Annotated in this window: 26 protein-coding genes; 9 read left to right on the top strand and 17 right to left on the bottom strand. The window is 29.1% G+C overall.

Going from position 1 to position 21,318, the window contains the following annotated elements:
• Window positions 1-205: 205 nt before the first annotated feature.
• Window positions 206-682, top strand: a complete 477-nt coding sequence (locus ACFQ5N_RS00950) for a hypothetical protein (RefSeq protein WP_386806966.1) — start codon at window positions 206-208, stop codon at window positions 680-682.
• A 121-nt stretch (window positions 683-803) separates the two neighbouring features.
• On the opposite strand, the gene ACFQ5N_RS00945 is transcribed toward ACFQ5N_RS00950, so the two are convergent.
• Complete coding sequence (locus ACFQ5N_RS00945) at window positions 804-1,568, bottom strand: LytR/AlgR family response regulator transcription factor (RefSeq protein ID WP_386806965.1); 765 nt, start codon at window positions 1,566-1,568, stop codon at window positions 804-806.
• A gap of 7 nt (window positions 1,569-1,575) precedes the next feature.
• Window positions 1,576-2,604: a sensor histidine kinase gene (locus ACFQ5N_RS00940; protein WP_386806964.1), complete on the bottom strand. Its 1,029-nt coding sequence runs from the start codon at window positions 2,602-2,604 to the stop codon at window positions 1,576-1,578.
• Between the two features lie 345 nt (window positions 2,605-2,949).
• Between ACFQ5N_RS00940 and ACFQ5N_RS00935 the strand changes: the two genes are divergently transcribed.
• From ACFQ5N_RS00935 to ACFQ5N_RS00925, 3 genes are read left to right on the top strand one after another with little or no spacing between them, the layout of a single operon-like run.
• Entirely contained in the window at window positions 2,950-3,123 is a 174-nt protein-coding gene (locus ACFQ5N_RS00935; RefSeq protein ID WP_386806962.1) for a hypothetical protein, read from the top strand.
• A gap of 44 nt (window positions 3,124-3,167) precedes the next feature.
• Window positions 3,168-3,677 (top strand): DUF4251 domain-containing protein, encoded by a 510-nt coding sequence (locus ACFQ5N_RS00930; RefSeq protein ID WP_386806961.1) that lies wholly within the window; start codon window positions 3,168-3,170, stop codon window positions 3,675-3,677.
• A gap of 8 nt (window positions 3,678-3,685) precedes the next feature.
• Entirely contained in the window at window positions 3,686-3,994 is a 309-nt protein-coding gene (locus tag ACFQ5N_RS00925) for a hypothetical protein (RefSeq protein WP_386806960.1), read from the top strand.
• Window positions 3,995-4,042: 48 nt separating this feature from the next.
• Here the strand turns inward: ACFQ5N_RS00925 and ACFQ5N_RS00920 are convergent, their stop codons facing one another.
• The 6 genes from ACFQ5N_RS00920 to ACFQ5N_RS00895 all read right to left on the bottom strand — a co-directional run bounded on the left by ACFQ5N_RS00920 (window position 4,043) and on the right by ACFQ5N_RS00895 (window position 12,314).
• A complete protein-coding gene (locus ACFQ5N_RS00920) occupies window positions 4,043-4,432 on the bottom strand; it encodes a hypothetical protein (protein ID WP_386806959.1) in 390 nt (129 codons plus the stop codon).
• 143 nt (window positions 4,433-4,575) lie between these two features.
• A complete protein-coding gene (locus ACFQ5N_RS00915) occupies window positions 4,576-4,974 on the bottom strand; it encodes an ion channel (RefSeq protein ID WP_386806958.1) in 399 nt (132 codons plus the stop codon).
• 317 nt (window positions 4,975-5,291) lie between these two features.
• Complete coding sequence (locus ACFQ5N_RS00910) at window positions 5,292-8,405, bottom strand: efflux RND transporter permease subunit (RefSeq protein WP_386806957.1); 3,114 nt, start codon at window positions 8,403-8,405, stop codon at window positions 5,292-5,294.
• 12 nt (window positions 8,406-8,417) lie between these two features.
• The gene (locus ACFQ5N_RS00905; protein ID WP_386806955.1) at window positions 8,418-9,518 is read right to left on the bottom strand and encodes an efflux RND transporter periplasmic adaptor subunit; all 1,101 of its coding nucleotides are present in this window, start codon (window positions 9,516-9,518) and stop codon (window positions 8,418-8,420) included.
• A gap of 5 nt (window positions 9,519-9,523) precedes the next feature.
• On the bottom strand, window positions 9,524-11,869 hold the full coding sequence (locus tag ACFQ5N_RS00900) for a TolC family protein (protein ID WP_386806953.1): 2,346 nt from the start codon (window positions 11,867-11,869) through the stop codon (window positions 9,524-9,526).
• A gap of 7 nt (window positions 11,870-11,876) precedes the next feature.
• Window positions 11,877-12,314, bottom strand: a complete 438-nt coding sequence (locus ACFQ5N_RS00895; protein ID WP_386806952.1) for a GbsR/MarR family transcriptional regulator — start codon at window positions 12,312-12,314, stop codon at window positions 11,877-11,879.
• A gap of 512 nt (window positions 12,315-12,826) precedes the next feature.
• Here ACFQ5N_RS00895 and ACFQ5N_RS00890 point away from each other — a divergent pair.
• The 4 genes from ACFQ5N_RS00890 to ACFQ5N_RS00875 are packed head-to-tail and all read left to right on the top strand — an operon-like array spanning window position 12,827 to window position 14,383.
• The gene (locus ACFQ5N_RS00890; RefSeq protein ID WP_386806950.1) at window positions 12,827-13,582 is read left to right on the top strand and encodes a hypothetical protein; all 756 of its coding nucleotides are present in this window, start codon (window positions 12,827-12,829) and stop codon (window positions 13,580-13,582) included.
• On the top strand, window positions 13,582-13,977 hold the full coding sequence (locus ACFQ5N_RS00885) for a DUF5675 family protein (RefSeq protein WP_386806948.1): 396 nt from the start codon (window positions 13,582-13,584) through the stop codon (window positions 13,975-13,977). The genes ACFQ5N_RS00890 and ACFQ5N_RS00885 overlap by 1 nt, the downstream gene beginning before the upstream one ends.
• Window positions 13,978-13,980: 3 nt before the next feature.
• Window positions 13,981-14,223: a hypothetical protein gene (locus tag ACFQ5N_RS00880; protein WP_386806946.1), complete on the top strand. Its 243-nt coding sequence runs from the start codon at window positions 13,981-13,983 to the stop codon at window positions 14,221-14,223.
• Window positions 14,210-14,383: a hypothetical protein gene (locus ACFQ5N_RS00875; RefSeq protein ID WP_386806945.1), complete on the top strand. Its 174-nt coding sequence runs from the start codon at window positions 14,210-14,212 to the stop codon at window positions 14,381-14,383. Before ACFQ5N_RS00880 ends, ACFQ5N_RS00875 begins: the two co-directional genes overlap by 14 nt.
• A 171-nt stretch (window positions 14,384-14,554) precedes the next feature.
• Here the strand turns inward: ACFQ5N_RS00875 and ACFQ5N_RS00870 are convergent, their stop codons facing one another.
• The 7 genes from ACFQ5N_RS00870 to ACFQ5N_RS00840 all read right to left on the bottom strand — a co-directional run bounded on the left by ACFQ5N_RS00870 (window position 14,555) and on the right by ACFQ5N_RS00840 (window position 18,586).
• Window positions 14,555-15,283: a hypothetical protein gene (locus tag ACFQ5N_RS00870; RefSeq protein WP_386806944.1), complete on the bottom strand. Its 729-nt coding sequence runs from the start codon at window positions 15,281-15,283 to the stop codon at window positions 14,555-14,557.
• Window positions 15,276-15,989, bottom strand: a complete 714-nt coding sequence (locus tag ACFQ5N_RS00865) for a hypothetical protein (RefSeq protein ID WP_386806943.1) — start codon at window positions 15,987-15,989, stop codon at window positions 15,276-15,278. Before ACFQ5N_RS00865 ends, ACFQ5N_RS00870 begins: the two co-directional genes overlap by 8 nt.
• Before the next feature lie 227 nt (window positions 15,990-16,216).
• Entirely contained in the window at window positions 16,217-16,483 is a 267-nt protein-coding gene (locus ACFQ5N_RS00860) for a hypothetical protein (protein ID WP_386806942.1), read from the bottom strand.
• A 20-nt stretch (window positions 16,484-16,503) separates the two neighbouring features.
• The gene (locus ACFQ5N_RS00855; RefSeq protein ID WP_386806940.1) at window positions 16,504-16,899 is read right to left on the bottom strand and encodes a hypothetical protein; all 396 of its coding nucleotides are present in this window, start codon (window positions 16,897-16,899) and stop codon (window positions 16,504-16,506) included.
• A 3-nt stretch (window positions 16,900-16,902) separates the two neighbouring features.
• Window positions 16,903-17,526, bottom strand: a complete 624-nt coding sequence (locus tag ACFQ5N_RS00850) for a hypothetical protein (protein ID WP_386806939.1) — start codon at window positions 17,524-17,526, stop codon at window positions 16,903-16,905.
• 179 nt (window positions 17,527-17,705) lie between these two features.
• Window positions 17,706-18,056 carry an SLOG family protein gene (locus ACFQ5N_RS00845; RefSeq protein ID WP_386806938.1) on the bottom strand — a complete coding sequence of 117 codons (351 nt, stop codon included), beginning with the start codon at window positions 18,054-18,056 and terminating at the stop codon, window positions 17,706-17,708.
• Between the two features lie 125 nt (window positions 18,057-18,181).
• Window positions 18,182-18,586 (bottom strand): DUF6943 family protein, encoded by a 405-nt coding sequence (locus tag ACFQ5N_RS00840; RefSeq protein ID WP_386806936.1) that lies wholly within the window; start codon window positions 18,584-18,586, stop codon window positions 18,182-18,184.
• Window positions 18,587-18,860: 274 nt separating this feature from the next.
• Between ACFQ5N_RS00840 and ACFQ5N_RS00835 the strand changes: the two genes are divergently transcribed.
• Window positions 18,861-18,992 (top strand): hypothetical protein, encoded by a 132-nt coding sequence (locus tag ACFQ5N_RS00835; RefSeq protein WP_386806934.1) that lies wholly within the window; start codon window positions 18,861-18,863, stop codon window positions 18,990-18,992.
• Window positions 18,993-20,221: 1,229 nt separating this feature from the next.
• Here ACFQ5N_RS00835 and ACFQ5N_RS00830 read toward each other — a convergent pair.
• Window positions 20,222-20,566, bottom strand: coding sequence for a hypothetical protein (locus ACFQ5N_RS00830; RefSeq protein WP_386806933.1), 345 nt, complete (start codon window positions 20,564-20,566; stop codon window positions 20,222-20,224).
• Window positions 20,567-20,653: 87 nt separating this feature from the next.
• Window positions 20,654-21,310, bottom strand: a complete 657-nt coding sequence (locus ACFQ5N_RS00825; RefSeq protein WP_386806931.1) for a response regulator transcription factor — start codon at window positions 21,308-21,310, stop codon at window positions 20,654-20,656.
• Window positions 21,311-21,318: the final 8 nt, after the last annotated feature.

Below are 21,318 nucleotides of genomic sequence, written 5' to 3'. Positions count from 1 at the left end.
TTAAAATCAAATAATATGGTAATTGTACTAGTAACATTAATTAAACTACCATATTATAATTACAAACGTCTGCTTATTTTATGTAAAAAACATTTCATTTGTGTTTAAAGTTGTTTCAAATGAAATTTAGGACTGTTCACTCAAAATTATCTAATTAAAAAAACATGTAACTGTACTTTTGAATAGAATTTTAAAACTAAATATGATGAAAAATCTTAAGTATTCACTAATTATCATTATTGCTATTAGTATATCTTTTATATCATGTAGCAATGACGACGACAACGACCACGATTACCATTTTGAGTATGTAAATACAATAAGTGCAGATCTTCCAGATGAATTTGACTACGGAAGTTTCTATGACATTGAGGTAACAATAGAATTACCAAATAGTAGCTATTACCATTATGGACAATTTGACTATTTCTACGAAGGAACATCGAGACTAATTTATCCTATTGCATATGTAGATGATGGAATTGGATATAATCCAAGTATTAGAGAAACAATCTTTTCAATTCCAATTCATGTTCTTCAAGATGAACCTTATATTTTTAATTTTTATCAAGGTAAAGACTCAGATGGAAAAGATAAATTTCTAACAATAGAGGTTCCCGTTAATTATGAAAAATCTATTAAAAAACAAGATCTAAATACCGTTAAAAACGTATATAAATAGTATTTAGAAAACAATTAAATCTAAAAAACACTCAATATTTCTAATATTGAGTGTTTTTTTTGTGATATTCTAACTATTTAAAAACTATATTTCATAATATTAGCATAGCTTTAATACTTTTTTAATTATTCATCCAGTTTTTAAATTCTGTAGCTTTTGCTTTACTAACAATTATTTGTTCTTTAAAAGGTGGGGTTGTTTTTAAAACTAATTTACCATTAAAATAAAATTTGATTTTTAAAACAGCTTCTCTATTAACAACAAATTGCCTGTTTACTCTATAAAATTTTGAAGTATCAATATCTTCTACTATACTTTCCAGTTTTTCATTAATAATAAATGATTTATTATCTAAAGTGATAGCCTTAATAATCCCTACTTCTATATAAAAATAAGCTATTTCTGAAATTTTTAAAGGAATTAACTCATCTCTACTTTGAACTAAAAAAGTGGATTTGAATGATTTCTTCTCAGAATTCAACAACTTTAACACATTTTCTAACTGGATATTATCTGCAGGAATACTAACCTCAGCCAATTCCAAGTATTTATTTATAGCATTTTCTAATTCTTCTTCGTCTATTGGTTTTAAAATATAGTCGATACTATTTAGTTTAAAAGCTTTTATTGCATATTGATCATAAGCTGTGGTAAATATTAACGGTGTTTTAATTTTAACTTGTTCAAAAATTTCAAAAGAGGTACCATCCGCCAAATGAATATCCATAAATATTAAATCGGCATTGTTTCCTTTCTCTAAATACTTAATTGATGATTTAACAGAATCTAACACCGCCAAAATTTCAATATCAGAATTTATTTCCTTTAGCATATACGACAAGTTTTCACTTGCTAAAATTTCATCTTCAACTATTATAACTTTCATATAATTATTAATCTAATGGTATTTTTACTACAAATTTATTGTTTACAGTTTCAATTAAAATATGTTTATTTTTTAATAAGAAACAGCGCTTATCTATATTCGATAAGCCTTGTCCAGAACTACCTATAGTTGTTAATTTAGGATTTATAATATTTTCAACTATAAGATATTCTTTTTCAATAAAAATAGTAACAGTTAAAGGTTTATTTACAGAAATCTCATTATGCTTTACGGTATTTTCAACTAATAACTGCAATGTTAAAACTGGTAATTCCCACTCCAAAAATTGATTTGGGATATCAATATTTATACTAAAATTATCTCTATATCTTGTTTTAATTAAATGCGTATAACTATCTAAAAACTTCAATTCTTCTTTTAAGCTTACCAAATCTTTCTCACCACTTTGTAAAATATAACGGTATAAGAATGAAAGTTTAGAAACAAATGTCTTGGCTTCCTTATTTTCTCTTACAAGTGAGCTTAAAGAATTTAATGAATTAAATAAAAAATGTGGATTTATTTGACTTTTAAGTGCAGCTAGTTCACTTTGAACACTTTGTTGTTTTAATATTTCTTTCTCTAATTTATCATTTTCTCTAAAGACCTGATACCTTAATATTTTTGCTACAAATACGAGTATTATAAAAACAATTACATATCCAAAATAAATGTATCCTGTTTCAGATTGATTTGGATTGACCCCAAGAATTAGTTTATAAATAAACAGGAAAAATCTTACAAAGAAAAAGAAGAATACTATATGTAGAATAAAAGTTATTACAATTTCTAAAAACAACGAAATATTCACTTTGAATTGATACCACCAATTTGAGTTAAACTGAAGAATTAGATAAGAGACTCCTAAAAGATAGATGAACCTTAAAAGAACATCTGCGATAGAAGCATTTACATGTTCACTTCCTTGATAATTAATAATTTCAAATAAAGACAATGCGCGCGGAAGGGTCATTAGAATTGAAACAGCCAATGCTATTATAAAAATTAGAAACCCACTAACTTTATTTAATGTCAATCTTTTTTGTTTTGAAAGTTTATATAATAATTGAATACTCAAAGTTACAGTTTTTAAAATTAGCTCAAATATATCTTACAATAATATAGCAGCATCTTTTTATTAAAGTGAATCGTCTTTTAAAGCACCTTAAGTGTACTATTGCTCCATTGAAACAATATTTTATTAGGCGCTTTTTTTTAATAAGTCAACTTTTTTGAATTTCAAAAAAAAAGTCACTTCACTTTTGCAAATGTACAGTTCACTTTTAAATTTAGACACTTCACCTAATTAGTCCATATTTCAACTCCCTTATGTAAGTACATTTGTAGCATAATAACAATACAAATATTAAAAACAAACATTATGAAAGCACAAGTTAAAATGATACAAACAGGAACTACAAACAAAATTGAGAAAGCTTTGATAATTACAATTAATCCTTTTAATGTAACAAATAAAGTAAAAACATTTTTCCACAAAGTGAATGCAACTATGGAAGGTTTAGGTTCCGCTGCAGCTTTTGCCATTAGAAATTAATTTCTAAACTACCTATTAAAAAATAACACAAAAATATATTTATTATGAAAAGAGATTTTAAAGATTTTTTATTGTTTTTACCATTGATAAAAAATTCAATTAAGGGAAAGTTCTCTTTTAAAAAAATAAAAGAAACTAAGGCTAAAGCAGAGTATTTAAATATGATTAACTTGATTGAATCTAAATCATATATTTTTGAAGCTGAAAAGGTTAACCCAATGGGCGGTGCAAATATTAGCATAAAGGGAGAAGGAGATTATTTAAAAATTGATAATGATTGTGTAAATACTTTTTTACCTTATTTTGGAGTTCTTCATTCAAATGCAGGAAACTACGGTAACGGGTCTATAAAAATAAACAATGCAATTGAAAGTTATAAAGTATTTTATAACGATGTTAAGAAAAAAATCAGCATCAAATTTAAAGGTTATAAAAATTTAGAAGCATTCAATATAATGCTAGAAGTTTACATAGGTGGAACAGCCTCCTTATCTATATTTGGAAGTAATAGAAGTACGATTTGTTATGATGGAATTATTCATAAAGTAAAATAATTTAGATTATGAAAAATATTTTAAACACACTTTTAGCCTTGTCAGTAATTTCTTTTTCTTCTTGTATTTCAAAAAGTGGGCATCATAATTTTGTTAATGGGAAACTAATTGACATGTCAGATTTGAGTGGTTGTACCTGGTTAATTGAATTAGATAATGGCCAACTTTTAAACCCACTAAATATTAGAGAATTTAATTTTGAAAAATCAAATGGATTAAAAGTATCTTTTGATTATGAAGAAATAAAGGAGGTGGCAACTATTTGTATGTCTGGCAAAACAGTTCAATTAAATAGAATTCATATCTCTAGTGAATAATTTTTCACGAAATAAAAACCATTTAGGAAATTATTCACTTTTATAAGTTTATTCCCAACCTTTTTTAATTTTAATATTCCAAAGTATTAATTTAAAATTTTTTTCATGAATTTTATATTGACTGGTTGTAAGCACCTCTTTCATATTTAAATTCATTTCATCTACAATACTTGAAAGTTTCACTCTGAAATCTTCACTTGAATAATTTTCTTCTTCATCACCTAATTCATCCATTTTCGAAGTATATTTTATAATTACATCGTAATATGCTTCCTTTACATCATCTGTCATCTGCATACTTTCAACTTCCTGAGAAAACCAATCTTTTATATATTCGTTTTCTTCAATTGAATAAAACAATTCTTCATTATTTTCTTGTGAATAAACATTCATAGAAACAATTAACAAGACCAACACTACTAGGTTTATATATCTCATAATTAAAATTTACTTGATTCATTCATAAAGAAATTCCTATTAAATATGTAATAATGTGTTTTGATAAAACTACATATCCAATAATGCCAAACCTCAAATTACGCGCTAAATATTTTCTAAGATAGAAATTTTCAATGAATTCCCTATTGATCCTTATTTACTATTTTTGCTTGACCAATATACTTTCCAATTACTATTGCTGTGATAACCACCAAGTAGATTTGACCTGTTAACCCAATAAGAATAGCTGCATTTTTTGCTGCAGAAGACACTGGTAATAAATCTCCATAACCTATTGTAAGTAACGTAATATAGCTGTAGTACATTGCATTTTCAGTTAATGTACCACCTTCTGTAAATCCAAGAAAAGAACCAGGAGAAATCATTTCAATTGAAATACAAATAAAAAAACCAAGTAAACCAACTGATATATAACCACTTATTAATCCAATAATTACATTCCCATTTACTACCGAAGATTTCCATACTTGTTTTATTAATTCCACTGTGACCAATGCATAGAACAGAAAATATGCTGACATTTTTATAAAATTAAACATCAAACCATTTTCATTTTTAATAATATTAGACGTTAGAATTACCGTGGTTATAATTAAAACTGAAATTGAAAACCACATTAGTTTTTTCTTTTTTGACAAAAGTAGTATTCCTGCTAACAAATTAATTTGGAATAATATAGTAGATACTAAATCATTAATAAAAATAGAAGGAAACAATAATGAGCCAAATAATACAGCTATCTGACTAAAAAAGAATATCTTATATCTGTTTAAAAAGAGGTTATCCATCATCTTATTTATGTTTTAAACTTTTAAGCTAAATCACCTACAAAACAATATTAACCTAACAATTCTTCGTTAAACTTATATCCATTATAGTTTACTTTATATAATATGCTATAAAATGCAGGGATGAATAATAACGTAATTACGGTTCCAAATAAAAGCCCAATCATAATAGTTACAGCCATTGGCTCCCACATTTCACCTCCTCCAAGGTACAAAGGCACTAGACCTAAGACCGTTGTAAAAGTTGCTAATAAAATTGGTCTAAATCGTTGTAAACACGCAGCAATGATGGCGTCTTGAGATTTACGTTTCAACTCATTTTCTTCAATCTCAATTCTATCTACTAAAACAATAGCATTATTAATTACAATACCTGCTAATGATATAACACCTAAAAAAGCCATAAAACCAAAAGGTACTCCAAAAATTAGCAACCCAATAACCATTCCAATAACACCCAACGGAATTGTACTAACAATCATTATCGTCTTTCTGAATGAATTAAATTGAATGATAAGTAACATAATAATGATAAACGCCGAAATTGGTAAATATTTAGCAACTGCTCCCATATTTTCAGCTGAATTTGCAGCATCTCCACCTAAATTGTACGTATAATCACTACCCCAATTTTCACTTTGTTCAATTAACCAAGGGGTTATTTCTGCAACAATATCTGAAGCATTACCTGTATCTGTTAATTCACTAGAAACATTTATAGTTCTGTTCAGGTTAAGTCTTTTAATCTTTAAGTATTGCCAATATGGTTCAATTGTGGCAACTTGTAATAAAGGAATACTCTTCCCTGAATTTTGAGCGTACACATTTAATGACTCTATTGAAGATAGTGACTGCTGTTTACTTTTATTATTAAGCAAAATAATTGGAATTGTTTTATCACCTTCTCTATATTCACCAGCCGTAAACCCATCTAAAACAGTTTGCAATGAAGTTGCAATATCTTTATTTGTAACACCTGCTGTTTGTGCCTTACTTTGATCTATATTAATAACAATTTTTTTACCTTTTGGTCCCCAATTATCTTTAATGTTCTTCGTTCCTTCAATTAAAAAAAGTTTTGATTTAATTTCTTCAGAAATACTAGCTAGTTTATCTGGATCATCCCCTGAAACTTTTATTTCAATTGGAGTTCCTCCACCGCCAGAACCTAATAGTCCAACTTTTATATCTGCATTAGGAAAATTTGAAAAGCAATAAGAATCCAATTTATTAACCATTTCATTATTTATCAAAAAAGTAGAGGTATTCACTAAAATATGCGCATAATTAGAATTCGCTTCATCTGCATTATAACCTAAGTCATAAGATGAAGGGCCTTTTCCAATATATGCTGACCAATCTACAATACCATCCGTACGGCTCTCGTTCACTTTTAACTCTTTCGTTATATACTCTTCAATAGATTTAATAGTTTCTAATGTTTTTTCAATTTTTGTTCCTTCGGGTAAATTAACATCAATTGTAATCATATTTCTATCACTGTCAGGGAAAAACACAAATGCTAATTTGGTAAAACCATATAATGATAAAAAGAACATTACAACAATACTAAGCAATGCCGAACGTTTCCAGGATAATGCCAGTAAAATTAGATCCTTATACTTGCTTTTTAGAAAGTATATTATTTTATCTAAAAAACTAACCTTACCTCCTTTTTCTTTCTTTTTAATTTTTAAAAAATAAACACAAAAAAGAGGGATAATACTTAAGGCAATAATCCAAGATGATATTAATGCTATTGTAATTACAACAAAAATTGGTCCCATGATATCACCCATTACTGATTCTGCCATATAAAAGGAAAGGAACGCAGCTGAAGTGGTAAGTGTCGATATTAAAAGGGGTGTAAATAATTCTGTACAAGATTCAATGGCTGCTTTCTTTACACTCATTCCATCTTCAACTTTTACAATTATAGACTCAGCAACTACAATTGCATTATCTACCATCATACCCAACGCCATAATTAAGGCTGCTAATGAAATTTGGTTTAATCCAACATCCAATAGCCCCATTATCATTAAAGTTGTAATGGTTACAATAGGAATTAAACTTGCAATAATTAACCCTGTTCTTATTCCTAAAAAAAATAACATTACTGCTAGTACTATAAAAATTGCTTGGACTAAATTCCCTACAAAATCACTAATTTTTAAATCAATGTATTTGTCGATTGATGCTAATCTTGAAACCTCAAGTCCAACAGGAAGTTTTTGTTGCCATTTTTCTAATAACACATCAATATCTTCTCCTAGCTTTATAATATTTGCGCCTTCTTTTAGAGAAATATGAATAGAAATTGCATCCTTACCATTAATTCTAACTTTTTGTTTTGATGGGTAAACATACCCTTTATTTATATTGGTGATATCTCCTAAAGTTACAACTTGACCATTATCCCCAATAGGGATCAACATACTTTTTATATCTTCTAACTCTCCAAAATTACCAGTAGGCTCCAATATAATTCTTTGCGATTCTACATTAATTGTACCTCCAGAGCTTAATATATTAGTTGAACTTATGATACTTTGAAGTTTACTAGAAGTTAGACCATACGTTTTTAACTTACCATTATCAAACTCTACAAAAACTCTTTCATCTTGAACGCCATTAATCTCAACTTTAGCTGCATCCTCTAATTTAATAAGATCGTCTCTTAAGTCATCAGCATAATCTTTCATCTCTACATATGAAAACCCATCACTTACAATTCCAAGTGCAATACCAAATACTTCACCAATACCATCATCCTGTAATTGAGGTGTTATATTAGATGGTAAACCTTGAACAGTCGATAATTTTCTTCTTAATCTATTCCAAACAGCTTGTAACTCATCAGGGCCAACTTCCATTTTAAGCTCTACTTGAACAACTGAAAGTCCTGTTCTTGATGTACTACTTACTTTTTTTAATTCTGGTAATTCCTGAACAACTTTTTCAATTTTATCTGTTACTAATTCTTCAACCCTTTCCGGACTTGCTCCAGGAAATGAGGTTACTACTGATGCTACTCTAATAGTATAAGGAGGCATACTATCTCTTGACAGAGATTGATAAAAGACTGCACCCATTACAATTACAACAGCAAGTATGCTTAATACTACGCGGTTTTTATCTATAGAAAATTGTGTAAGATTCATGTATACAATATTTTAATTATTTAGAAGACTTACCTTTTGTCCATCAAGTAATGTTTGTAAACCTGCAGTGGCAATTTTATCTCCTTTTTTAAGGCCTTCTTTAACAATAATACCTGAAGGATCTAACTTACCAACTTCAATCGTTTGTTTAATTACTTTACCTATTTTATTATCTGTAGACTCAATTTTAAAAACAAAATTTCCGTTTTTATCTTCACCAACAGCACTTAAAGGAACAACCAATGAATTTACATTTTCTACTACTGAAGCTGTACTAAAGTCAAATGTAATACTTGTCGCCATACCAGGTTTAATTTTACTACTTGGCTTATCAACCTCTATTTTAACAGGGTATGTTGCTGAGTTAGCATCAAGAATAGGTGATACTTCTATCACATGACCTTTAAAAGAAACGTTCTCAATTGCTGAAAAAGATAATTTTGTTTCCTTTTCTGAATTCACCTTATTAATTACGTTTTCAGGTAAACCAACAACAACATTTATAGACTCCCCTGCATTTAAAACAACAATTACTTCTCCTGCACTTACGTTTTCATTTAACTCTTTATTTTTAGCAGCAATAACTCCATCTGTAGGTGCTTTTATATAGCCATAATTAATTTGTGATTGTTGAATGTCTCTATTTCTTATTGAAGAGATGTAACTTTCATATGCAGATTGGTAAGAATTTTTTGCATTTTCATAATCGCTTAAAGAATTACTATCATTTTCATACATAGACTTCACTCTTTCTAAGTTAGATTTGGCTGCAATCATTGCTGACTTATTCGTATTCACAGATGAAACGGCTTGTTCATAAGCTAGCTTAGCTTGAACATTATCTAACTTTGAAATTAAGTCACCTTTTTTTACTTTTTGGCCAACCTTTGCATCTAATTTTGTTATGATACCATTACTTCTAAAACTAAGTTCAATTTCATCACCTGCTTTCGCAATTCCGCTAAATGTTCTTATATTTTGAGCTGATGAAGTCCCAACAATTTGGTATTTAACAGATCTTAATACAACTTCAGGCTCTTTAACCTTTTCTTTGCAAGAACTTAAACTAAAAACAATAGTTAAAGTGATTATAATGTAAGATTTGAATTTCATAATTTTTAGTTTTTATTAAGTATGTATTGTTTTGCTCTTTGGAAGAATGCTTGATTATCAACATCGTTATTCATTAAGAAAAAATATCCAAATGCTCTTTCTAATTGCATTGATGTTATTAAGAAATTATAGTTTGCTGATGATTTAGATAATTGTGCTTGTATATAATTTGTTTGAGCATCAATTAATTCGATTACTGAAACTGCACCATTTTTATATGCATTTTGAGTAAGATCTAAACTTTGTTTTGCATTTTCCTCTGATACTTTAGAGATTTCAATATTTGCAATTTGATTAATTAAATCCAGTACAATGTCATGGATATTCTTTTCTAAATTTAAATACGTATTTTCCTGTTCAATCAATAATTGATCTTCTTGAATTTTAACAGTTTGTCTATTAATATTATTTAAGTTTTGTTTAAAAATAGGTAAAGAAACATTCAATCCAACGTTATAAGTTCCATCAGGAATATTCGGCGCTCCAACAGGGTAAGAAGAACCGGCACCGGATTGGGACATTGCCAAACTGTATTGTCCCTGTAAAGAAACCGTCGGTATATATCTTCCCTTATCGTACAGTTTATAATTACGCTTAAGCGCATTCAAATTATAATTAATAGATTTCAATTCTGGCGCATTATTTTTTGTTTCTTCAACTAAAAAATCAACAAATTTTTGTTTGAGATTTGGGTAGTCTAATAATTCAAAAAACTCATTATAATTGTATTTTTCAAAAATATCATCAGAAATATTTAAGTCTTGAATATCAATTTTGGTATTCATACTTTGACCTAATAATTCATTTATTGTATTGAAAGATTGTTCTAAATCATTATTAGCTTCAATTAAGTTTTGTGTATTTTGAGCCAGTTGACTTCTAAATCTTAATACATCCGCCTTCCCTGAAGAACCAATCCTAAAATTTTGTTCAGCAAAATCTAAATTCTGTTTGGTTATCTGTAAATTTTGATTTTGAATTTGGGTATTTGTTTTTAAAATCAGTGTATTAAAATAGGCTATTGAAGTATTTAAAACTGCATCTAATTGACTCGAGTTATAAATTTCTTTTTGAGATTTTTGAAGCTCTTTTTGAATGTCAATATTCGCAGAAGCACTTTCAGAATATATAAGCTGATTAAGAACAGCAGCGCCTGAAGTTGAAAATTCTGGACTTTCCCCAGCTGAGATTTCAGCAATTTTTGGATCAATATAAACACCTCCAGCTGAAACAGATAAATCTGGTAAATAATTACTTTTTGAACTTTTAACATCTTGATCAACTAGGTCCAAATTTTTCTTTTCTGCCTTAAGAGATAAGTTTTCATCCAATACAACTTCTAACATTTCTAAAAGAGACATTTTAGATGTATCATCTTTTAAATCATCATTCTTTTCTCCAATAAAATTTACTCGAGCAATGAGTGAGTATCTTAGAGGGAAATTTATTTCAGTTGCCGTAGCATAATTAATCGTTAATTTTTTCTCGTAGTTTTTAAAAACTGGAAGATCTGAAGCATTTTTTCCATCAACTATTGATTCAATATTTAAAGCGATTCGTCTAAAAAAAGAACTTAAGTTTGAATCTGTATGATTTGTTGCTAAAATTCCACGTTCCACATTTTTAATACCAAAGGCTGTAAATGATGGCAATTTTTTGGTATTTACACTTTTTATTAAAGCGTTTATTTTATTTTCTTCTAAATAGTTTCCTCCAGCAAAATATACAGCATCTACATCATCAAGGCTATAGGTTAAATCTTCTCCTTCTTTAGGGATTGGAATAAGCTTATACTCTTGATTTTTATTCAAAAAATAGGTATCCAATAAATCTTTAATAGGTAACTCATTTATAACGTGCTCTTCTACAATAATACCTAACTTTTTAAATTCAAATAACGAATTAAATATCTCTATATCATCTTTATATGAAAACGGGGCAATTACATAAGATAAATTATTAACTTCTGTCTTGTTAATCTTTTCTGTTAAATCCATAAAATCATTATTTATAGATCCAAATACAATTGTTGGTTTAGGGTACACCTTCTCATTATACAACATTATATTATTGATAGTTCCAAAAGATAAAATAACATCAGCATTACTATCTACAAGTGTTTGATAATTGGTTTTAGCGGTGTTTAAACTAAAATTATTATCCAATTGTTTTGTAAAACTGACCTCTACATTTGCACCAAGAACACTTTTAACTTCCGTTTTAAGTTCTTCTAATAGTATGTTTGTTTCTGATGTTGAATTATCGGCAAGTATACCTACTATAACCTCTTTTTTACTCTGTGAAAATAATATACACGTAAAAAAGAGAAAAAATACAACTATTTTTTTCATAAGATGATTATTCTTTAAAATATTGAATCGATTTTTTATTCAAAAAATCTAAAACTTCTTCATTAAACTTAATTGACTCATTGATAAAACCATTCAATTCTTCATTTTCATTGTTTCGCAAATCTAATGATTCTTTTAATAATTGATTCTGGTCGCTATAATTTTTCATAACTATTTTCATAAATAAATAGACCCCTTTTATATCTAAAAAAAACAATCTCTTTTTTTTATTTTCATCTGAATATTTGAAATTAATTCTATTTAGACCTAATAGTAATTTAAGAGCCTTACTAGTAGCGCCTTTACTCGCTCCAATGCCTTCTTGTATATCACTAAACGTGAAATACTTTTGATTATTAATATATAACAAGCCTATTATTTTCCCAACTAAAGGAGGTAATCCATCATTTTTATATGTCACTGCAAATCGCTCCAGCATGTCCATGAGATACTATTTTTAAAAATGCAAATATAGGTTTCCTTTATTGGAAACCAAATAAATTATGCTAAAATATTAAAACCGTTATTTAGATACCTTAGTCTAAAATTATCATTTTCCTAGCCAGATAATCATTTGTGAGGAGTTGTGCAACTATATATTTAGTTTGATATGTATTCATTTATGATATCCACCTCAATACCAGAGTACTCTGAAAATTCATTGATAGTAATAAACTGATGTTTCTCTTTACCAAAATGAACTTTAATTTTATTTAATAGCTTACGACCATAGCGTTCACTTCTGCCAGTGATGCATTGAATGTCTTTTGGGTATATGCAAGCTCTTATAATCTTCATTTTCATACACTATCCATACTTTATCCTACTACTACCTATACTTTGTCTATACACCATAATTTGTATCAAAAAGACTTTTTTCGGAATGAACGGATTGTTGTTTTTGATTTCTTTTATAAAGATAAGTTGCTTTGTTGAGAATTAAAAATTTTAAATAGTATGGCTAAACAAACTGGAATTATTAAGTTGAAAGGAACTATTGGAGGTATTTCCTTTTACAAAACGTCTGACGGGCATTTGGCTCGTGAAAAGGGTGGTGTGGAAGCATCACGAATTGCAAATGATCCTGCGTTTCAAAGAACGCGTGAAAATGGTGCAGAATTTGGTACTGCCGGAAAAGGTGGTAAAGTTTTGCGTAATGCAATTCGTGTGTTGCTACAAAACGCAAAAGACAAAAGAGTAGTTAGTAGATTGACTACTGATTTGTTGAAAATTGTAAAAACAGATAGCACAAATGCTCGTGGATTGAGAACTGTTGCCGATGGAAATTTAGATCTGTTGGTTGGATTTGAATTTAACACCAATGGGAAATTGGGCGCCACATTATTTACGCCTTTTGTAAATGCGTTTGATCGTGTATCTGGAGAAGCAACTGTGAGCATAGCCGCTTTTGCTCCAAGTGTGCGTATTGCTGCACCAACTGGAACAACGCATTTTAAAATGGTTATGGGAGCTGCTGAGGTAGATTTTTCTGCGGAAGTTTCTACTTTTGAAAGTGATGAAACTGCGGTTTTACCGTATGACAGTGCGCTAGGTGCTGCGATAGATTTATCGGCAACGATTACTGCGAATTCTACACTTCCTGTGATTCAGGTGTTGGGAATTGAGTTCTACCAAGAAGTAAATGGTGAAATGTATCCGTTGAAAAATGGTTCATACAATGCCTTATCTGTAACGGATGTTGACACTGTATAATGACGCTATTATTAAACAGAACCTATTTAAAAGAGGGCACAAATGGTGTCCTCTTTTATAAAGGACAATTCTTAGGTTTTGTTATTGAATTACCTTGGATAGATAACAAGCGAAACATTTCTTGTATTCCCGAAGGTGTTTACAATTTGAAACCTCGATTTTCAAAAAAGTTTAAACATCATTTACTGATTGAAAATGTTCCTGGTAGAAGTTTGATTTTAATACACCCAGCCAATGATGCAAAAAAGGAATTGAAAGGTTGTTTGGCGCCAGTTTCCACATTGACTGGAATTGGAAAAGGATTGAAATCTACCCCTTTATTTCAAAAAATAATTTCTAGTTGCTACCAAGCATTTGACCGAAAAGAAACCATCACATTAACCATCACATCTTAAATTATGAAATTAACTACTCGATATACAAAAAAGACTCCTACATTTTTTAGAAAACTAAGAAATATAGGCATTGCATTGGCCACTGCTGGCGGTGTTATTATTGCAGCACCCATTAGTTTACCTGCTATTGTTATTTCTGTAGCTTCTTATTTAACTGTTGCCGGAACTGTGGCTACAGCTGTAAGCCAAGCGGTTGTTTCTGACAATGAAACTGATTCTGAAAGTAAAGACAATGACAACGAATAATTTACAACTAAAACACGGTGTGTTTGGGGGCACACTGTTATCTACTGTATTCAATATTAGTTTGCACGATGTGGTTTTTACTATTGTAATGGCCGTTATTGGTGCAGTAGTTAGTTTTTTTGTTTCTTTTGCTTTGAAACGGTTGTTTCGAAACAAATAAAATGCCTAGCTATTTTTAGCCAGGCATTTTGTTTTTTAACGGGTTTGAATATGAAAAGTTGTGTTTTTGAAAACGTAATTTTCCGATGTTTAAATTTAAGTTTTTTTTATGTTTTAGAAACATTCTATTTTATTGAATTTAGCATTTTTTTATACCAGTTGTTGGCAATAGTTATTTTACATTTATTTTTATTGAGTTTTTCTTTATAAATTCTGTTATTAATTCAGAAATTTTATCAATTAATTCATTAGAAGCTCCATTAGTAAGTTGTCTAGTGTGAATTACTATTTTTGGTGTTTTTGTATTTGAATAATGTAACCAGATTTTATCAGATTTAGCACATATTAATTCTTTATTAAAACTAACATTAAATAGTTCACATACTTCCCCTGGATATGTTTCGATATATTTGTTGTCAGAAGCAGTGATAAGAACTATTGGAAAATTGTTAATAAATTCACTTTTCCAAAAAAGTTTTTTCCTCTTTTCTAATTCTGTTTTAAAACCATCCAATTGTTTTGCTTTATTAGTAGTTGGTGCTACTAGATTACTTAATTCAGTAGTAAACACATTTTCAACAAATGTAATTTCATATTCTTTTTTGTCAGATCGGTTTTCAACTTTATTAAATATTTTGTCAAACAATTTCTGATACTTTTGCCAAGTATGTCTATGGTTTTTGACATTGTCTTTTGGCATAAATCTATTAGAATAATCAGTGTTTTGGTTTATCCAAGAATCTGCACTTCCGTGAGTTATTGAAGAGTTAATTGGCATACCAGCTTCTTTTCCAATAAATAATATTTTTGCATTAGGGTTACCTAATCCAACGTATTGTTTATTTTCTATACTTGTTTGAATTAACTCTTTAAATGCCTTTTTGTAATTTATTTTATTCATAATATATAATTTCTCGTTCAAAGATAGTTTTAAGTATTTCAGAATTGTTTTCAATTAGAAATTCATTTTTTTCTATCCAATTTTTGTTTTCATCTAATTTGTATTTGTATTTTTTTTGTTCACAAAGACTACCATCTAAATCAAATTGAGTTTTTTCTATTTCGTTTCCCATTAAATCTATAATATAATTGGTTTTGCCCAAATCGTTACAGAACTCTATAAGATTACCTTCTTTGTCATATTTGTAAGTGTCTCTACAAACCAAATTATCTTCAATGTCATAGCTTAATTGTTCTATAATATTTTTTCGTAAATGATATTCTATAACAGTTTTACCATCTATCCATTCTTCTATTGTATTACCGTCTTTTAGATGTTCAAATAAACATTGTGACATTAGATTGTCATTATTGTCATAATAGTTGTAATCGCTCAATTGACCTTTTGAGTTATAAGATGGAATTAATAAAACAGTCCTAATACCTCTATTATCATATGCTGAACTTTCAATTACATTGCCTTTTGTATTAAAACTTATATATTCATTTTTATTTAACTCATAAATATTATTGTCCTCAACTAATTCACTAAAATTTTCAATTAAATTATGTTTTATAGTAGTTACTGATTTAACTTTTCCAATTAGCTTACATTCTTTCCAATTATATTTCTTAAATCTTTCTAGAAGTTTTTTTTCTTTGTTCATTTTATACTTTTTTCCAAAAGTATTTTAAAGAATAGAACTACCGAAATTGAAAGAACACTTTCTCAAAATTTCGCAGGATTTCATAATTATTGCCAACGGTCTCGGCTATGAGTAGTTGTGTGGATTAGCACTTAACTTTGCAAGTACACACCAAACTGAAAATCCGCGAGGATTTTCAGAAGTAGGCGAAACAAGCAATTACTTATAGCCATTGTTGTAGCCAGTTGTTATTTCCATTTTTCATTTATATATTCATCAATCCAATTTACTATTTTTTCTTTTAAATTCTTTTCGCTTATTGGGAAATCAATAAAATCGTAGCTTTCAATTGTATAAGAGTCAGAGTTTTTCAAAATAATTTCGATTTTAAGATCATTTAGTATTCCTTTCCAAATAGGATATTGACTTTTATTTCCAAAATAAATTTCTTTATCAGGATTTAATTTAACGTATCCTGTATTATTGGGTTGAAGTACATCCAAAATGTTTTTCAATTTGCCATTTATCATTTCTATTATTCATAAAATTCCCGAAGTTCTGATATTAAATTTATAAACTCATAAGCTTTACTTTTTGAAGCGAAAGGAATTGAAAAACCAAGATGCCCACTATTTTTAGGGTCAATTATGCATTTGTTATCAAATTTACACTCAAAATATACAAAATCACTATATTTATAATATTGGTCATTAAATCTATAAACAGCTTTTATGTTCATAAATGGCACTTGATAACCATCAAATTCTAATATTTTTTCTGCTTTATTATAAAAGACTGTTTTTTCAGATTCAGCAAGACAATTTTTTTGAAAAAAAGTTTTTATTTGGTTTACTTTTTCATTTAATGTTGATTGTGAATACGAACTGTTGGCTAAAATTAGCATTAAGATAATTAAAGTGTTTTTTTTCATAGTTTAATTTAATTGAATGTTACTTATCATTTTTTTCCAATCTTGAATAATGTAATGTTGGATGTGATAGTAATTGTTTTTGTATTTGAAATTTTGTGAAGCAACATTGAAGTTTTTATCTTTTAGATTTATCGAAAAAACATCAGTTAATGATTCTAGAGCTTTAAATTTTGTACTTAATCTTTCTTTGAATTTTATATTATTATCTGTATAGTTTTCTAAAACACTTTTTTTTTGATAATCTGCAAAGTCATTTAAGGTTTCAAATCTTTCTCCTTTCATTGACATTACATAAATTTCATTTTGACCTTTATTTATTGTTAAATATGAAACAGAAATAGGATTTGTACTATTATCATATTTATGAATATTCCAGTCGAATGTGTTAATAATTATATCACGGACTTGTTTAAAATTATTTTCTTGGATTGAACTATTAGAATTAATTGCTTTATCAATTTTTTCTTTGTTTTTAGGATTTTCCCAAAATTCATTCGCTTCTTTTTCCGCATTTGCTCCTAATATTCTAATCGCAAAAAATGCAATAATAGCAGAAATAACGAGAGCAATTATAATGAATTTAGGAAGTATTTTAGTCAGTAAAATCTTGGTTTGTTGTTTGTTCATTAGTTCGTTTTAATTGGCTACAACTTGTTATAACATATTCAAAATCAAAGATTATCATTTATCTTGATCAGATAAACAAATACTTTAATTTTAAATAGATAATTGTATTAGTTGCAATTTTTTGTACTACTAATTTATACCAAATTCATTTTTTAAAGTATGATTTATGTCATTTTGGTCTAATAATTACAAACCTGTACTTTTAAATGGTTTCTTTTTGCTAATTCAATCATATGTTTAGCACCTCTACTTTTTCCATCCCAAAAGACAATTAATGCGTCAGCATAATTAGCCATTTGTTGGTTTCGTTTTGGTCCTGCAGCTCTTCCAAATGTATCCCAATCTGCAGGGAATTGTGTGAGTTTGTATCCTCTTTCTTTTGCGTACTGCTCTCCAAGTTTGTCGGCTCCTCTGTAATAGGCTCCAGATACAATTTCAATATTGTTTTGATCCTGGAGGAAGTGGTCGCAAGCTTGTTTTAATTTTTGGTAGTTTGTGAAGGTTCGGGTTCCAGCTATTATTAGTTTCATATGATTTTAACGTTTTATAAGGATGAGATTCTTCGACTGCGCTCAGAATGACAGTTTAAAATGAGATTCCAGGTCAACACTTCGTCAAAAGCTCAGTGTAACATCTACGGGATGACGTTCTTTATTTAGGACCTCAGCAATGCAATTTTCAGTTTTGAAATTGTTGTGAGTTGTTGCTGTAGGTTTTCTTCAAAAGCATTGATTTTTTTGAGTTTCTCCACTTTTATTTTCCATTGTTGTTGCTCATAGTTTTGAAGGGCCGTATTGAGCACTTTACGTGTATCGTTTATGCATATAAACGGAATTACACTTCCTTTTAAATAGTAGTTGAAAAATCGACCTATTTTGAGTGATAGGCATAGGTAATATAATGATTCCCGGTCTTCTTCTGAAGGTGTTGTAATTACAAAACAATTAGGGCAAGGCTGATCTAGTGGCTTGCCACTATTCAATCCTTTGTTTAAAATAAAAAAATGCGGTGCGCTGTAGGTTCTTCCTGCTTTGTGCGTTTTTAGTTCAAAATTTGACATAGTATTCCAATTAAAAATTATACGCTTCGCGCATATATTTTTTTGGAAGAGAAAGAAAAAAGATAGCAGTACGCTTGGTTGTGTGGCAAATGTTGTCAAGCTTTTTGGTGAAAATACTACCTGTGTTTTTATTAAAAATTGGAAACGAATAGTTGTGAGGTGGAGATTTTTATCAAAACCCTTAGGGCTTGAGCTTGATTACATAAGTGCGGCTGCTGCAGGGAACAACCGATATTTGCTAACTTTTTTATTTTTTAGACCTAAATTGTGCTTTATGAAGACCTCTAATAAAATTATTTTAGATAAATTAATTGATATTGAAAATAGGCTAATTGCGCTTGAAAACAGATTATATCCTAAAAAAGAAATTAAAGTACCTAAAAAAAAAGAAGGTGCTTATAACTGATGAAGAAGCAACAAATTATCTATTAAAAACCGTTTTTAAAGTTAATTTAAAAAAAGAAGATTGATGAATGTATAATAATCTAAAATAGCAGGTAATTGCGTAGCAAAAATGCGATAGCATTTAGGCGAGCCGCCGGCGAGTTGAACGAAGGGTGTTGGGGCAAAAGTACGTTGCCATCGGCATAAGTACGTGCAACAACTACGTGGTACACGCAAGGGTGGCGGTGTTTTTGATGCGGTGGGAAAGGCAAGGGCAATTTATGTAGTGAAGAATGAAGAGTGATGTGCACTTCGCTTTAGTTTGTAAAGAATAACTTATTTACAATATGTTATTTAGGTATTGAATTATACTATTTATTGAATGTAGCGGAGTGCCTAAACGATGAATGATGAACGGAATACTTTGCTCTTGTGTGCGTTTGCAATATGGTTTAAACGCGAGTGATAAGGAGGGGTTAAATTATATGCAAAATGGCTGCAATCAAAAACTGTGACACCCTTTTTTTTAGCCCGAAGTGAGCAGCAGGCGAGCCAAAATTGTGTAATAGCGGTTTGCCCCTAATAATTATGTATTTATACCTTAATGGGTTTTAGGGGCAAAAGATAGCTATGCGTGAGCAATACGTGTATTGTGTGTAATACAATAAATAAATTGTGCTAAATGAGGACTGTGGACGATTAGTGCAATTTATGGTATATGCAAGGTTTTTGAATGTGATTGTAACTTATTTAGGGAGATTTCTCGACTGCGCTCGAAATGACATATAAAACTATAATTTACCTTGCAGATATATTTTATGAAACAAAATGGAGCGTATTGCGAACACCTTATTACCTGCGGAATATTCTGTTTTGTAGTGCTTATTTTTATGGAAACGGATTTAAAAAGCGCAGAGGCAAAAGTAAGTGCCCTTCGACTAAGCTCAAGACAGGCTTTTTTTCAAGCTCTTACTGTTAGGAATTGGAAGCTTTATGAAATGAAGTGCTAACGGAATGAAATATGCTCTATAGTGATGTAATACGAGTATTTAAGAAGGTAAAATAGCGATGAAAGCAGAAGCTTAGCCATAAATTTCAAAATCATGAATGAACATAACTTAAGAGATTATTATAAACACCTCCTAAATTTGGGGAAATTGCAAGTACAATTGGTTACGCATTACGATGATTTACTTTTTATAAAGTAAGTAGGAAAAGATAACCATAAAGTAGCAAAAACAGCATTGCACATTAAACAACTTTTTGCTCAATCAATAATTTTAAAAAACCTTCGGATAAGTCAAAAATTGAAATATAATCATCATAACCTTTATCTAGAGTCTTTTGAATCATTTCTAATGATTGATAGCAATGCAAGGCTATACATTTTAATTCGGGAAATTTTTCTTTTAATTTAGAAATAACTTCTTCCTCAACTTGGCCAACATCCATTAAATTAACAATAAGAATTCTTGGTTGATACATTGTATCAATATCTCTCATAACGTCTTCATAGTTTTTAAAAACTATGGGAAACACATAAGATATTTCATCTACAATTTTCGAATTTATTTTATTTTCTTTACCAACTAACATTGTGTACTTATTATAGTGTACAAATGTATGTGGGTATTAGAAAATAGCCGTTGGTAAATAACCTAAATTACTCTCTAAGTGATTTACCTATATGTCATCAAATAACTTTCTGTCAATAGCGTAAAGTACTAGACCTGCCACATTTTTACTACCTGTTTTATCGAGTAAATTTCTTTTATGGGCATCTACTGTTCTCACACTAACAAATAAATCTTCGGCAATTTCTTTATTCGATTTTTCTTTTAGAATTAAATAAAGCACCTCTTTTTCACGATCAGTTAAAGGCATTTCAGTAACAACTTTTGAGGTTACAGGTTTAATTTTTCGAATATTATTTAAAATAATATTGGTTACCTCAGGAGAATAATAAGTACCATCGTTATAAACATTTTTTATTGCTTTAATTAATTCTTCTTCACTACAATCTTTTAGCAAATATCCCATCGCTCCATCGGATAACATTTGTTTAATATGTTGGCTTTCTCCCAACATTGTTAAAGCAATTACTTTTATATCTGGGTATTTTTCTTTAATATTTTTGGTCAACTCTAGCCCATCCATTTCGGGCATATTTAAGTCGGTTAAAACAACATCGGGTTTTACAGTTTCTAATTGGTTTAAACAATCAATACCATTTTCAGCTTCTGCAACAATTTCGAAATCTTCAAGTTCAGCTAAAAAACTTTTCAATCCTTCACGGATCATTTTATGGTCATCTACTAAAAAAAGTTTAATTTTTTTCATTTTCATTT

The sequence above is a fragment of the Lutibacter holmesii genome (genome assembly GCF_042679665.1).
GTDB classification, from domain to species: Bacteria; Bacteroidota; Bacteroidia; order Flavobacteriales; family Flavobacteriaceae; genus Lutibacter; species Lutibacter holmesii.
Note: the sequence above shows the minus strand (reverse complement) of the source record. Positions and strands in the feature narration are given on the sequence as shown.

What these genes read in the sequence shown, in the direction of transcription:
- ACFQ5N_RS00950 (WP_386806966.1), top strand. Translation starts at nt 206, where the DNA reads ATGAAAAATCTTAAGTATTCACTAATTATCATTATTGCTATTAGTATA.
- ACFQ5N_RS00945 (WP_386806965.1), bottom strand. Translation starts at nt 1,568, where the DNA reads ATGAAAGTTATAATAGTTGAAGATGAAATTTTAGCAAGTGAAAACTTG.
- ACFQ5N_RS00935 (WP_386806962.1), top strand. Translation starts at nt 2,950, where the DNA reads ATGAAAGCACAAGTTAAAATGATACAAACAGGAACTACAAACAAAATT.
- ACFQ5N_RS00930 (WP_386806961.1), top strand. Translation starts at nt 3,168, where the DNA reads ATGAAAAGAGATTTTAAAGATTTTTTATTGTTTTTACCATTGATAAAA.
- ACFQ5N_RS00925 (WP_386806960.1), top strand. Translation starts at nt 3,686, where the DNA reads ATGAAAAATATTTTAAACACACTTTTAGCCTTGTCAGTAATTTCTTTT.
- ACFQ5N_RS00920 (WP_386806959.1), bottom strand. Translation starts at nt 4,432, where the DNA reads ATGAGATATATAAACCTAGTAGTGTTGGTCTTGTTAATTGTTTCTATG.
- ACFQ5N_RS00915 (WP_386806958.1), bottom strand. Translation starts at nt 4,974, where the DNA reads ATGTCAGCATATTTTCTGTTCTATGCATTGGTCACAGTGGAATTAATA.
- ACFQ5N_RS00910 (WP_386806957.1), bottom strand. Translation starts at nt 8,405, where the DNA reads ATGAATCTTACACAATTTTCTATAGATAAAAACCGCGTAGTATTAAGC.
- ACFQ5N_RS00905 (WP_386806955.1), bottom strand. Translation starts at nt 9,518, where the DNA reads ATGAAATTCAAATCTTACATTATAATCACTTTAACTATTGTTTTTAGT.
- ACFQ5N_RS00900 (WP_386806953.1), bottom strand. Translation starts at nt 11,869, where the DNA reads ATGAAAAAAATAGTTGTATTTTTTCTCTTTTTTACGTGTATATTATTT.
- ACFQ5N_RS00895 (WP_386806952.1), bottom strand. Translation starts at nt 12,314, where the DNA reads ATGGACATGCTGGAGCGATTTGCAGTGACATATAAAAATGATGGATTA.
- ACFQ5N_RS00890 (WP_386806950.1), top strand. Translation starts at nt 12,827, where the DNA reads ATGGCTAAACAAACTGGAATTATTAAGTTGAAAGGAACTATTGGAGGT.
- ACFQ5N_RS00885 (WP_386806948.1), top strand. Translation starts at nt 13,582, where the DNA reads ATGACGCTATTATTAAACAGAACCTATTTAAAAGAGGGCACAAATGGT.
- ACFQ5N_RS00880 (WP_386806946.1), top strand. Translation starts at nt 13,981, where the DNA reads ATGAAATTAACTACTCGATATACAAAAAAGACTCCTACATTTTTTAGA.
- ACFQ5N_RS00875 (WP_386806945.1), top strand. Translation starts at nt 14,210, where the DNA reads ATGACAACGAATAATTTACAACTAAAACACGGTGTGTTTGGGGGCACA.
- ACFQ5N_RS00870 (WP_386806944.1), bottom strand. Translation starts at nt 15,283, where the DNA reads ATGAATAAAATAAATTACAAAAAGGCATTTAAAGAGTTAATTCAAACA.
- ACFQ5N_RS00865 (WP_386806943.1), bottom strand. Translation starts at nt 15,989, where the DNA reads ATGAACAAAGAAAAAAAACTTCTAGAAAGATTTAAGAAATATAATTGG.
- ACFQ5N_RS00855 (WP_386806940.1), bottom strand. Translation starts at nt 16,899, where the DNA reads ATGAAAAAAAACACTTTAATTATCTTAATGCTAATTTTAGCCAACAGT.
- ACFQ5N_RS00850 (WP_386806939.1), bottom strand. Translation starts at nt 17,526, where the DNA reads ATGAACAAACAACAAACCAAGATTTTACTGACTAAAATACTTCCTAAA.
- ACFQ5N_RS00845 (WP_386806938.1), bottom strand. Translation starts at nt 18,056, where the DNA reads ATGAAACTAATAATAGCTGGAACCCGAACCTTCACAAACTACCAAAAA.
- ACFQ5N_RS00840 (WP_386806936.1), bottom strand. Translation starts at nt 18,586, where the DNA reads ATGTCAAATTTTGAACTAAAAACGCACAAAGCAGGAAGAACCTACAGC.
- ACFQ5N_RS00835 (WP_386806934.1), top strand. Translation starts at nt 18,861, where the DNA reads ATGAAGACCTCTAATAAAATTATTTTAGATAAATTAATTGATATTGAA.
- ACFQ5N_RS00830 (WP_386806933.1), bottom strand. Translation starts at nt 20,566, where the DNA reads ATGTTAGTTGGTAAAGAAAATAAAATAAATTCGAAAATTGTAGATGAA.
- ACFQ5N_RS00825 (WP_386806931.1), bottom strand. Translation starts at nt 21,310, where the DNA reads ATGAAAAAAATTAAACTTTTTTTAGTAGATGACCATAAAATGATCCGT.